Source organism: Fusobacterium varium, from assembly GCA_021531615.1.
GTDB classification, from domain to species: Bacteria; Fusobacteriota; Fusobacteriia; order Fusobacteriales; family Fusobacteriaceae; genus Fusobacterium_A; species Fusobacterium_A varium_C.
The window spans coordinates 1-12,725 of the sequence record JADYUE010000057.1; the positions used below are offsets into that span (position 1 = coordinate 1).

General features: G+C 29.1%; 13 protein-coding genes. All 13 read left to right on the forward strand.

Annotation, left to right across the window (positions count from 1 at the left end; translation table 11 throughout):
- The first annotated feature begins 328 nt into the window (after positions 1 to 328).
- The 13 genes from gmhB (at position 329) to I6E31_11755 (ending at position 12,595) form a co-directional block, all read left to right on the forward strand.
- Complete coding sequence (gmhB, locus tag I6E31_11695) at positions 329 to 880, forward strand: D-glycero-beta-D-manno-heptose 1,7-bisphosphate 7-phosphatase (protein ID MCF2640623.1); 552 nt, start codon at positions 329 to 331, stop codon at positions 878 to 880.
- Between the two features lie 25 nt (positions 881 to 905).
- Entirely contained in the window at positions 906 to 2,189 is a 1,284-nt protein-coding gene (locus I6E31_11700; GenBank protein MCF2640624.1) for a UDP-N-acetylmuramoyl-tripeptide--D-alanyl-D-alanine ligase, read from the forward strand.
- Positions 2,190 to 2,208: 19 nt separating this feature from the next.
- Entirely contained in the window at positions 2,209 to 3,297 is a 1,089-nt protein-coding gene (gene mraY / locus I6E31_11705) for a phospho-N-acetylmuramoyl-pentapeptide-transferase (protein MCF2640625.1), read from the forward strand.
- A gap of 56 nt (positions 3,298 to 3,353) precedes the next feature.
- On the forward strand, positions 3,354 to 4,661 hold the full coding sequence (murD, locus tag I6E31_11710; GenBank protein ID MCF2640626.1) for a UDP-N-acetylmuramoyl-L-alanine--D-glutamate ligase: 1,308 nt from the start codon (positions 3,354 to 3,356) through the stop codon (positions 4,659 to 4,661).
- Positions 4,658 to 5,734, forward strand: a complete 1,077-nt coding sequence (gene murG, locus I6E31_11715; GenBank protein ID MCF2640627.1) for an undecaprenyldiphospho-muramoylpentapeptide beta-N-acetylglucosaminyltransferase — start codon at positions 4,658 to 4,660, stop codon at positions 5,732 to 5,734. Before murD ends, murG begins: the two co-directional genes overlap by 4 nt.
- Positions 5,735 to 5,738: 4 nt before the next feature.
- Complete coding sequence (murC, locus tag I6E31_11720) at positions 5,739 to 7,094, forward strand: UDP-N-acetylmuramate--L-alanine ligase (GenBank protein ID MCF2640628.1); 1,356 nt, start codon at positions 5,739 to 5,741, stop codon at positions 7,092 to 7,094.
- Complete coding sequence (gene murB, locus I6E31_11725) at positions 7,094 to 7,948, forward strand: UDP-N-acetylmuramate dehydrogenase (protein MCF2640629.1); 855 nt, start codon at positions 7,094 to 7,096, stop codon at positions 7,946 to 7,948. Before murC ends, murB begins: the two co-directional genes overlap by 1 nt.
- An 11-nt stretch (positions 7,949 to 7,959) precedes the next feature.
- Positions 7,960 to 8,826 (forward strand): D-alanine--D-alanine ligase, encoded by an 867-nt coding sequence (locus I6E31_11730; protein ID MCF2640630.1) that lies wholly within the window; start codon positions 7,960 to 7,962, stop codon positions 8,824 to 8,826.
- A gap of 30 nt (positions 8,827 to 8,856) precedes the next feature.
- On the forward strand, positions 8,857 to 9,552 hold the full coding sequence (locus I6E31_11735) for a cell division protein FtsQ/DivIB (protein ID MCF2640631.1): 696 nt from the start codon (positions 8,857 to 8,859) through the stop codon (positions 9,550 to 9,552).
- The gene (gene ftsA, locus I6E31_11740; GenBank protein MCF2640632.1) at positions 9,542 to 10,846 is read left to right on the forward strand and encodes a cell division protein FtsA; all 1,305 of its coding nucleotides are present in this window, start codon (positions 9,542 to 9,544) and stop codon (positions 10,844 to 10,846) included. The genes I6E31_11735 and ftsA overlap by 11 nt, the downstream gene beginning before the upstream one ends.
- A 30-nt stretch (positions 10,847 to 10,876) precedes the next feature.
- The gene (ftsZ, locus tag I6E31_11745) at positions 10,877 to 11,950 is read left to right on the forward strand and encodes a cell division protein FtsZ (GenBank protein ID MCF2640633.1); all 1,074 of its coding nucleotides are present in this window, start codon (positions 10,877 to 10,879) and stop codon (positions 11,948 to 11,950) included.
- A gap of 102 nt (positions 11,951 to 12,052) precedes the next feature.
- Positions 12,053 to 12,337, forward strand: a complete 285-nt coding sequence (gene rpsF, locus I6E31_11750) for a 30S ribosomal protein S6 (GenBank protein ID MCF2640634.1) — start codon at positions 12,053 to 12,055, stop codon at positions 12,335 to 12,337.
- A 39-nt stretch (positions 12,338 to 12,376) separates the two neighbouring features.
- Positions 12,377 to 12,595, forward strand: coding sequence for a 30S ribosomal protein S18 (locus I6E31_11755; GenBank protein ID MCF2640635.1), 219 nt, complete (start codon positions 12,377 to 12,379; stop codon positions 12,593 to 12,595).
- The last annotated feature ends 130 nt before the right edge of the window (positions 12,596 to 12,725 follow it).

The window sequence follows — 12,725 nt, forward strand, 5'->3', positions numbered from 1 at the left end:
CCAAAAATAGAGAAGCTTTAGCGACTACTATTTTTGAGATGCAGGAGTGGAACTCCTGCGATACCCATACAACAGAATGAGCCTAGGGATTCTTTATTCAATGACATGGAGACAACTTGATGTTAAAAAAAGAAATTTAGATAACTTAACTTGACTAATAATCGCTAAATGCAAAGGCACTTTGCCAAAACCTAATGATATACAAGAAAAAATGAACTTAGTTAGATGTTTAAAAAATTAATTAAAAAAGCTATATACAAAAAGTAAAATATGAGGTATCATCTTATAGTACGATAAATTTAGTAAAATGAAGGGATTATATAGGATAATGAAAAAAAAGGCAATCTTATTAGATCGTGATGGAACCATAAATGTAGAGAAAGATTATTTACATAAAATAGAAGATTTCGAATTTGAAAAAAATGTAGTTGATGCATTAAAAATATTTTCTTCATTGGGATATACTTTAGCAGTTGTTACAAATCAATCTGGGATAGCTAGAGGATTTTATACAGAGGATGATTTAATAAAATTAAACAATTATATTAATGATAGATTAAATGAGCATGGAGTTAATATAGAGAAATTTTACTATTGTCCACATCATCCTGAAAAAGGGATTGGAAAATATAAAGTAGAATGTCAATGCAGAAAACCTAAAACAGGAATGTTAGATGCAGCAATTAAAGATTTAAATATAGATATAGAAAATTCATATATGATAGGAGATACATTAGCTGATATTGATGCTGGATTCAATGCAGGGTTAACATCTATTTTAGTTAAAACTGGACATGGAATGGAAACTATTGAGAAATTAGGAGATAGAAAAGTAGAAATCTATAACTCTTTGTATGATTTTGCATTGAAACTAAAATAGAAATAGAAAGAGAAGGCGATGAAAAATGAATAAACTCTTTTTAGTTCTTGATAATTTATTAGGAATAAGAGAGCAATTAAATTTAGATAGAATAGAAAATGTTGTTATGGATAGTAGAAAAGTTCAAAAGGAAGATCTTTTTTTTGCTATAAATAATGGAAACAAATATATTAATGAGGTTTTAGAAAAGGGAGCTTCTATTGTAGTAGCTGATAATTACTTAGGTGATGATAAAAGAGTTTTTAAAGTTCCAAATACAGTTGAATTTATGCAAAAATTTGCAAAAGAGTATAGAGAGGCTTTAGGGTTAAAGGTAATAGCTATTACAGGAAGTAATGGAAAAACAACTACTAAAGATATGATATACTCTGTTCTTTCTAGAAAGTATATAACTAAAAAAACAGAAGGAAATTATAATAACCATATTGGATTACCATTTACAATATTACAATTAGAGGAAAAAGATGAAGTTGTAGTGCTTGAGATGGGTATGAGTGGCTTTGGAGAGATTGATCTATTATCTAGTATAGCTAAACCTGATATAGGGGTTATAACTAATATAGGAGACTCTCATTTGGAGTTCTTAAAAACAAGGAAAAATGTTTTTAAAGCTAAAACTGAATTGTTGAATTATGTTTCTTCAGAAAATACTTATATTATAGGTGATGATCAATATTTAAAAAATGTTGTAGGAAATAAAATTGGATTTAATAAAGAAAATAATTTTGTTATAGAAGATTTTATAGATAGTAATGATGGCATGAGTTTTAAAATAGAAAATGGTGAGTATACTTTAAATTTAAATGGAAAACATAATGCTTTAAATGCAGGGATGGCAATAGCTATAGGAAAAAGGTTTGGTTTGACTTCTGAAGAGATAAAAGAGGGATTAAAAAATCTTTATCTTACTCCTATGAGATTTCAAAAGATAGAAAAAGAGGATATAATCTATATTAACGATGCTTATAATGCCAGTCCAATATCTATGGAATATTCACTAAATACCTTTGATAAACTTTATAACAATATGAAAAAGATTGTAGCTTTAGGAGATATGTTAGAGTTAGGAGAGAAAGAGATTGAGTTTCATAGAGAAGTTATAGAAAAGGCTCTTTCTATAAAATGTGATAAAATATATCTTTATGGAGAGAGAATGAAAAAAGCTTATGATTTGTTAGTAAAAAATGATAAAATAAGATGTTTTAATGATAAAGAGGACATAGTTAAATTAATAGCTAATGAAACTGAAAAAATAGCAGTTTTATTAAAAGGTTCTCGTGGTATGAAATTAGAAGAGATAATAAAATAGTGAGGAGCAGAAAAAAGAGATGTTATATTTAATAGGAGAGTATTTTGAGAGTTTAGAGTTCCTAAAGTCTATATATTTAAGAAGTTTTATAAGTTTTACACTATCATTTTTGTTAGTTTTAATTTTTGGAAAACCATTTATTAATTATTTAAAGGTAAAGAAGTTTGGAGAAAAAATAAGAGATGATGGACCAGCTTCACACCTTTCAAAAAAGGGAACACCTACAATGGGTGGAGTTTTAATTGTAATTGTTATGCTTATAACAAATTTGATTGTATCAGATATTTCAAATAGCTTTATAATTCTATTGCTAATTTCTATGTTGGGATTTGCTTCAATAGGATTTATAGATGATTATAAAAAGTTTACTGTAAATAAAAAGGGACTTTCAGGAAAGAAAAAATTATTAGGACAAGGATTAATAGGAATCTTAGTTTGGAGTTTTGTAAACTTCTTAGGCTTAACAGGAGATAGAGTTTTGGATCTATCAATAATAAACCCACTTCTTTCAGGAAGTATGCTTTATCTAGGAAGTATAGGAATGTTACTCTTTGTAATAGTAATTTTAATGGGAACATCAAATGCAGTAAATATAACAGATGGACTTGATGGATTGGCAATAATGCCTATGATTATCTGTTCTAGTATTCTTGGTGGAATCTCATATTTTACAGGAAATGTAAATTTAAGTGAGCACTTAAATCTTTATTATATAGCTGGATCAGGAGAAATAACAGTATTTTTATCAACTATATGTGGAGCTGGATTAGGATTTTTATGGTATAACTTCTATCCTGCACAAATATTTATGGGAGATACAGGATCTTTAACATTGGGTGGAGTTTTAGGAGTTGTAGCAATTCTTTTAAAACAGGAACTTATATTACCAGTAATTGGAATAATATTTGTTGTAGAGGCACTATCAGTAATAATTCAAGTTGGATCTTTCAAACTTAGAGGAAAGAGAGTATTTAAGATGGCACCTATTCATCATCACTTTGAATTAATAGGACTTGCTGAAACAAAGGTAACAATGAGATTTTGGATAACTACATTGATATTTGGAATAATAGCATTGGGAATAGTTAGAATGAGAGGAATATTATAAAATAGAACCACGGATAATACCGTGGTTTTACGTCTATTATGGGAGAAGTGATACAGATGAAAAAAGCTATGGTATTTGGAGCAGGTGTAAGTGGCTTAGGAGGATATAGATTACTAGAAAAAATAGGATATGATGTAATTTTAGTAGATGATAAAAAAGGAATATCTTCTAAAGAGGGATTAGAGTATTTAGATGAGATAAAGATTTTTATAAAAAGTCCAGGAGTACCATACAATGAACTTGTACTTGAGGCTAAGAGAAAAGGTATTGAAGTTATAGATGAAATTGAATTAAGTTATAGATATATGCTAAAATATATGGGTAAAAAGAGCAAAATAATAGCTATAACAGGGACAAATGGAAAAACAACAACTACAACAAAGGTTACAGAACTTTTAAAGTATGCAGGATATAAAGCTGAATATGCTGGAAATATAGGGGTATCCTTTGCAGATCTATTATTAAAAAATGAGGATTTAGACTATGTAGTTTTAGAACTTAGTTCATATCAACTAGAAAATCTTGATAGTTTTAAAGCTAATATAGCTCTAGTTATAAACTTAGCTCCAGATCATCTTTCAAGATATAAGAGCGTAGAAGAGTATTATGACACAAAATTTAATATAGGAAAAAATCAAACTTTGTCTGATTATTTTATTTTAAACAATGATTCAGAAGAGATTATAAAAAGATCAAATTTTGTGAGTGGTAGAAAAATTTTTATAGGAAAAAATAATAATAATTGTGATTTCTCTATAAAAAATGATATACTTTATAAAGATGACATTGAAATTTTAAAGTGTTCAAAACTAACTTTAAAAGGTGAGCATAATAGAGAAAATGTTCTGTTTATTGTGGCAATAGCAAAGATATTAAATATAAGTGATGAAAAAATAAGAGAGTTCCTTTATACTACTGGAAATATAGAACATAGAATGGAAGAATTTTTTAATTATGGAAAAATCAAATTTATAAATGATTCTAAGGGAACAAATATAGATTCTACAAAATTTGCAGTGGAAGCTTTTAAAAATTGTATTCTTATCTGTGGTGGATTTGATAAAAAACTGGATTGGTTGCCTCTAATAGAATTGATAAAAGTAAATGTAAAAGAGGTTTATTTAATAGGAGATATAGCAGATCAATTGAATGATATGCTTTTAGAAAATGGATATGACAAAGACAAAATCTATCTATTAAGAGATATGAAAAATTGTCTATTAAATATGAAAGAGAGATTGGATAAAGATAACGAAGAAATAGTTCTACTTTCACCAGCGACTTCAAGTTTTGATCAATTTAAAAGCTTTGAACATCGTGGAGAGGTATTTAAAGAGCTAGTAAGAGAAATCTTTGGAAGGTGAAAAATTTGAAAAAAGTAATTTTAACAACTGGAGGTACAGGAGGGCATATATATCCAGCCCTTGCTGTTGCTGAAGGATTAAAAATAAAGAACATAGATGTGCTTTTTGTAGGGACAAGTATTAGAATGGAAAAGGATATTGTTCCAGAAGCAGGTTTTAGATTTATAGGATTAGATATAAAGCCACCAAGAACTATAAAAACTATTTTAAAATATTTAAAAGGTGTATGGGAAGGAATAAAAATAGTGTATAGAGAGAAGCCAGATGCTATAATAGGATTTGGAAACTATATATCTGTTCCTGTTATAATTGGTGGAATTTTATTGAGAAAGAAGATATATCTGCAAGAACAAAATGCAAATTTAGGTTGGACAAATAAAGTGTTTTATAAATTTGCAGAGAAAACTTTCTTAGCTTTTGATAAAACATATGATGATATTCCAATAAAGTATCAAAGAAAGTTTGAAGTAACTGGAAATCCATTGAGAGAAGAGATTAACTATGTAAGTGAAAATGAGGAAAAAGAGAGATTAAAACTTGAAGATGGAGAGAGAGTTATCCTTATAACTGGAGGAAGTCTTGGAGCTAAAGATATAAATGATGCAGTTATAAAAAATTGGGATAAATTTTTAGAAGATAAAAAACTTAGAGTATATTGGGCAACTGGGAATAAAAATTATGATGAAATTACAACAAAGATAGTTAAAACAAAGATGTCAGACACAGTTAAACCATATTTTAACAATATGATAAATATAATGGCAGCAGCAGATCTTATAATATGTCGTGCTGGAGCATTGACTATTTCAGAGATTATAGAGTTAGAAAAACCATCAATTATAATTCCATATAATTCTTTAAAAGTTGGGCAATATGATAATGCAAAAATCTTAGAAGAAAATAATTCAGCATTAGTTTATACAAATGCTGAGGCAGATGCAGCAATTGAAAAGGCTCTTGAGTTAATTAAAAATGAAGAGGTTTTAAAATCTATGAAAGTTAGAGTAAGAGCTTTGAAGAAATCAAATGCAGTGGAAAAAATTATTAACAATTTAGATATTTGGAGGAATTAGATTGATGAAAAAGATTTACTTTATAGGAATAAATGGTATTGGAATGAGTGGATTAGCTAAAATTATGAAGATAAAAGGTTATGATGTAAAGGGAGCTGATCTTACTAGAGGTTATGTTACAGAGGAGCTTGAGAGTATGGGAATCACTGTATATAATACTCATGAAGCTGAACATGTAAAAGATAGTGATATGGTAATAGCATCTAGTGCTATAAAAAAAGATAACCCAGAGTATAAATATGCTATGGACAATGGGATAAAAATAGTTAAAAGAGGAGAACTTTTGGCTATGTTATTAAATGATGAAACTGGAATAGCAGTTGCAGGGACACATGGAAAAACTACAACAAGTTCAATGATGTCAACAGTAATGTTAGAAAAAGATCCAACAATAGTAGTTGGAGGAATACTTCCAGAAATAGGATCAAATGCTAAACCAGGAAAATCAAAGTATTTTATAGCTGAAGCTGATGAAAGTGATAACTCATTCTTATATATGAATCCTATATATTCAATAATTACAAATATTGAAGAGGATCACTTAGATACTCATGGTTGTTTAGAAAATATCAATAAATCATTCTCTCAATTTATGGATCAAACAGAGAAAGAGGTTATTGTTTGTATAGATTGTGAAAACCTAAAAAATGTTGCTTTAGGAAAAAATAGTGACAAGATAAAAACTTATAGTATAAAAGATAAAAGTGCAGATATTTATGGTGGAAATATAAAGGTTGAAGATGGAAAGATAAACTATGATGTTTATATAAAAGGGGAGTTAGTAGGTAACTATACTCTATCAGTTCCAGGAAATCACAATATACTAAACTCTCTACCAGTTATATATCTTGCAAAGAAATTTGGTGTTGAAGAGGATTATTTAGGAAAAGCTTTAACTCATTTTAAAGGATCTAAGAGAAGATATGATATTCTTTTCAATGATAAAGAGTTAGGAATAAAAGTTATAGATGACTATGCACACCACCCAACAGAGATAAAAGCTACATTACAAGGGGCACAAACTATTGAAAATGAAAAGATTACTGTAATTTTCCAACCACATCGTTACAGTAGAGTAAAATTCCTTTTAAATAGCTTTAATGATGCTTTTGTTGGAGCAGATGAGGTAATAATTTTACCTATATATGCTGCTGGAGAAAAAGATGAATTTGGTGTAACAGTAGAGGATTTAGGAAAAGTATTAAATAATAAAAAGGTTACTATAGAAAAAAATCCAGAAAAAGTAGATGAAAAAGTATTAAACTGTCCAGGGCATGAAGTATTTATGTTTATGGGAGCTGGAGATATTTCTAAGATAGCACATAGAATAGCAGATAAATTAGAAGGGAAAATTAGATAATGAAAGTTTTTGAGAATTATGTGATGAAACAACATTCAAATATGAAGGTTGGAGGAGTAGCAAAAAAATTTATAGTAGTAGAAGATAAAAATGAACTTAAAGAGATAATAGAAAATAATGAAAATATATTTCTTTTAGGAAATGGAACTAATACTCTTATAGATGATGGAAACTTAGATATGACTTTTGTTTCTACTAAAAACTTTAATGAGATAAAAGAGATTGAAAGAGGAGTTGTAGAGGTAGGAGCAGGACTTGACTTCAATAAGTTAATAGCTTTTATGAATAAAAATAATTATACAGGTTTAGAAAATCTTGCAGGAATTCCTGGAAGTGTTGGAGGACTTGTATATATGAATGGAGGAGCTTATGGAAGTGAGATCTTTGATTGTATTTCTGAAATAGAGATATTTGATGAAAATCACGAAATAAGAAGAATCAAAAAAGAGGATATAAATTTTTCATATAGACATACAGAGATACAGCAAAAAAACTGGATAATTATAAGTGCTACATTTAAGTTTCAAGATGGATTTAATCTAAAAAAAGTAATAGAGATTCAAGCATTGAGAGAGAGTAAACAACCTCTTGATCTTCCAAATCTAGGAAGTACTTTTAAAAATCCTAAGGGAGATTTCTCAGCGAGATTAATATCTGAAGCTGGTTTAAAAGGGACTATGATTGGAGGGGCTCAAATATCAGAAAAGCATCCTAATTTCATAGTAAATAGAGGAAATGCAACTTTTGAAGATATTTCAAATATTTTAAAACTTGTAAAGAAAACAATAAAAGAGAAATATGATATAGCTCTTGAAGAGGAGATTATCATAGTTAAAGGAGAACAAAGAAGATAGGGGGCTTAATTTTGAAGATAGCAGTTTTTATGGGAGGAATCTCTTCTGAAAGAGAAGTGTCTTTAAATAGTGGAAAAGCAATATTAGAAAGTCTATTAAAACAAGGTTATGATGCCTATGGAGTAGATGTAAATGAAAATAATTTGATCTCTGCTTTTACAGATAATGAGTATGATTTTGCATATTTAGCATTTCATGGTGGATTTGGAGAAGATGGAAGAGTACAAGGATTATTGGATATGTTAGGAAAGGCATATACAGGATCTGGAGCTACAGCAAGTGGAGTAGCTATGGATAAAGTGCTTACTAAAAAATTAGTTGCAGCAGCTGGAATAAAAACTCCAAAAAGTTTTGAAAATGTAAAAGATATAGATTCATATCCAGTAGTAATAAAACCAGCTCTTGAGGGATCAAGTGTGGGAATATATTTCTGTAACAATGAAGATGAAGCTAAAAAAGCAGTGGAAGCTTTAGGAGATAAAAAGATTGTTATAGAAGAGATGATAGCAGGTGATGAACTTACTGTTGGAGTTATAAATGGTGAAGGACTTGGAGTTTTAAGAATAATACCTAAAAATGAGTTTTATGACTATGAGTCTAAATATGCTTTAGGTGGTTCAGTACATGAATATCCCGCTAAGATAGATAAAAAAGCTTATGATGAAGCTTTAAAAAATGCCGTTAAAGTTCATGAAGTTTTAGGATTAAAAGGAATTTCAAGAAGTGATTTTCTTTTAAAAGATAATGAACTATATTTCTTAGAGGTAAATACTCTACCAGGAATGACTAAAACAAGTCTTATACCAGATTTAGCAACATTAAAAGGGTATAGTTACGATGATGTTGTAAAAATTATGGTAGATACTTTTAAAAAATAGATTATAATTATAATAAGTGAGGGGATTTTTTTGGGATTTATAATAAGAACTTTCACTTTATTAGGAATGAGTTGGTTAGTTTTTTCTATTCCTTCAAAGTTTTTAACTTTAGATTATTTTAAAATAAATAAAGTAGATATAGTGGGAAATCCAAAAATATTATTATTAGAATTGACAGAACTAGGAAAGACTATTTATAATAGTAACATATGGGATTTGGATTTTTCAAAGCTGGAAAAAGAGCTTAAAAAAGATGTAAGAGTAAAAGATATAAAATTTGAGAATAATTCATTAGGTGAACTTAAAATAATTGTAGAAGAGAAGGAGTTATCCTACTATGCTCAAGTAAAGAATAGCATCTACTTAGTAGATAGTGATGGAATAATATTTGGTACATTTAATGAGAATATCAAAAAAGATATTCCACTTATTGTGACAGAGAAAAAAGATGAGATTCCTCAACTAAAAAATATACTTGATTTGATAGATGGATTTCTTTTAAAAGATCTTATATCCCAAATTTATAGAAAAGATAAAGATTGTATAGAGATGATCTTAATAGATGGTACAATTATAAAAACTAATGAAAAAGTAGAGAAAGAAAAATATAAAGTTGTAGAAACACTATATTCTGAATTAATAAAAACTAAGAAGGTAGAATATATAGACTTGAGATTTAACGATTTCATAGTAAAAAGTGTAGGTGAAAAAAGCGGTGATAAATAAGAAAGATAGTATAGTAAAAACAGCATTAGACATTGGAAATATGAAGATAAAAGCTGTCATTGGAGAACTATCTAGTGATGGATCGCAATTAAAAGTCTTAGGCTATGCAGAAGTTCCAAGTAGAGGAATGAAAAAATCTGTTATAGAAAATCCTGAAGAACTTAGTCAGTGTGTAGCATATGCTTTAGGGCAATTGAGAGATCAAACTGGAGAAAATATAGAAAAAGTAGCTATAGGAATTAGTGGTGAAGCTATAAAATCTAGAACTACAAATATGAAATATCAGTTTGAAGAGAAAGAGATAACTGAAAAAGAGGTAGAAACTCTTTTTAGAATGTCAGCTCATGAGCTACTTAGTGGAAAAGAGAGAATTTTAAAGAAAGAGATATATAACATAAGAGTAAATAACTCTGGAATTATAAAAAATCCAATAGGAACTGTTGGAAAAGAGATACAAGGGGATGTTCATCTAATCTATATAGATGAAGCAGAAGTAGAAAAACTTGTAGAGGTTGTAAATAGAGCTGGAGTAGAAGTTGAACATATGCTTTTAAATGCTTATGCCTCAGCTAAAGCAGTTTTAGATGATGAAGATAGAAGAATGGGAGTTGCTCTTATTGATATAGGTGAGGGGTCAACAGATATAATTCTATTTAAAAATGATAAGTTAATCTATACAAAATCTCTTCCTCTTGGTGGAATGCACTATGTAAATGATATAAGTTATCTATTCCAAATATCAAAACAGGAAGCTTTTGAAATACTTTCAAAATTAAGAGATAAAGAGATCCATGATGCTCATATCTATTGCGGAACTAATAAAAAGGTAGCTGTAGATGATATAAAAAATATAATTGATGCAAGAACAGGGGATATAATTAATTTTATAGCTCAAACAATAGAAGAATCTGGATTTAATGGATATTTAGGAAAAGGTTTAGTTTTAACAGGAGGAGCAGTTGTAATTGATGGTCTCCTTGATAAAATAAATAAAAAAACAGGTTATGTAGTAAGAAAAGTTCTTCCAACTGCTTTTAGAGGTTTAGAAGATGTAGATTCTAGTCAAGCTACTGTAATTGGTATATTTACAGAAGTAATGGAAGATGAGTATAATAAGGTACAGGCAAAACTAAATTCACCAGAACCAGAAATTCAAGAGAAAAAAGAAGAGGACATTGAGGAGAGTTTAGAAAATCTAGAAAAAATTCTAGAAGAAGCTCAGGAAAAAGAAAAGCCTGAGAAGAAAAATGGAGTAATGAAGGGTATCAAAAGTTGGTTTTCTAATTTTATTTAATATTAAAGTAAAAAAGTAAGGGGGCGTTTTATGTTGATAGATCAAGAGCTAGTAAAGATAAAGGTATTAGGAGCAGGAGGAGCAGGAGGAAATGCAATAAATGATATGATCTCTTCTGGTGTAGGAGGAGTAGAATATATAGCAGCAAATACTGATGCTCAAGACCTTAATAAATCTTTAGCAGATGTTAGAATTCAACTTGGAGAAAAATTAACAAGAGGATTAGGAGCAGGAGCAGATCCTGAAATAGGAAGACAAGCAGCTGAAGAAGATGTAGAAAAAATTAAAAATCTTTTAGAAGAAACAGATATGCTATTTATAACAGCAGGAATGGGTGGAGGAACTGGAACAGGAGCTGCACCAGTAATAGCTAAAGTAGCTAAAGAATTAGGTGTTTTAACTGTAGCAGTTGTAACAAGACCTTTCTCTTTTGAAGGAAGAAAAAGAAAAAATAATGCAGATGTTGGAATAGAAAATTTAAAGAAAGCAGTAGATGCTCTTGTTATAATACCAAATGACAAGTTATTTGAATTACCAGATAAAACTATAACTCTTCAAAATGCTTTTAAAGAAGCAAATAATATCTTAAAAATAGGTATTAGAGGGGTTGCTGATCTAATGATAGGAAATGGGCTTATCAACCTTGACTTTGCAGATATTAAAGCAACTATGTTAAATTCAGGAGTTGCCGTATTAGGATTTGGAGAAGGAGAAGGAGAAAATAGAGCAGTTAAGGCTACTGAAAAAGCATTATTATCTCCATTACTAGAAAAATCTATTCTTGGAGCAAGTAAAATACTTATTAATATTACTGGATCACCAGATATTACTCTAATGGAAGCTCAAACTATCTCTGATATGATTAGAGATGCAGCTGGAAAAACTGCTGATGATGTAATGTTTGGACTTGTAATTGATCCTGAAATAGGAGATAGAGTTCAAGTTACTATAATAGCTAATAACTTTGTTAATGAGCAAGAAAAAAGTGAACCATTTATCAGTGTAGATTCAAAGAAACCTGAAACAGTGACTACAGCTACTATAGATGATAGTAAAAGATCAGAACTTGATCTTCCACCTTGGATAAGAAGCTCAAAAAAATAAAATAACTACTTGAAAAAACATAAAAAAAATGTTATATTATGTTGTTGCCCTGCTCAAAATCTTTTGTGTTTTGGGCTAAAACCATAGGGAGGAGGTAAAATAATGAAAAAATACGAAATCATGTACATTATCAACCCAACAATTTTAGAAGAAGGTAGAGATGCAGTAGTTGAAAAAGTAAACGGAATTTTAACTGCAGCTGGAGCTACAGTAACTAAAAGTGAAAAATGGGGAGAAAGAAAATTAGCTTATCCTATTGATAAGAAAAAAACTGGATTCTATGTATTAGCAAATTTCGAAATCGAAGGAACTCAAATCGCTGGTGTTGAAGCTAAATTAAACATCGCTGAAGAATTACTAAGATATATCGTTGTTAAACAAGACTAATTATAAGAATTTAGGATAAATCAAAGGAGGTTAATTGAAATGGCAGAATTCAGAAGAAGAAGAGCTAAATTAAGAGTTAAAGCTGAAGAAATTGATTATAAAAATGTAGACCTTTTAAAAAGATTTGTATCTGATAAAGGAAAAATCAATCCTTCAAGAGTAACAGGAGCTAACGCTAAGTTACAAAGAAGAATAGCTAAAGCTATCAAAAGAGCTAGAAACATCGCTTTAATTCCTTACACAAGAATTGAAAAATAGTTTCTTATAGGCTAGAACTTATGTTCTAGCCTTTTTTCTTTTCTAAAAGCATTTATAATAATCTAAACTATAATTTATCATTCTAATTTACGTTTACAAAACTTATATTTTTTAACATCAATTTGACTCC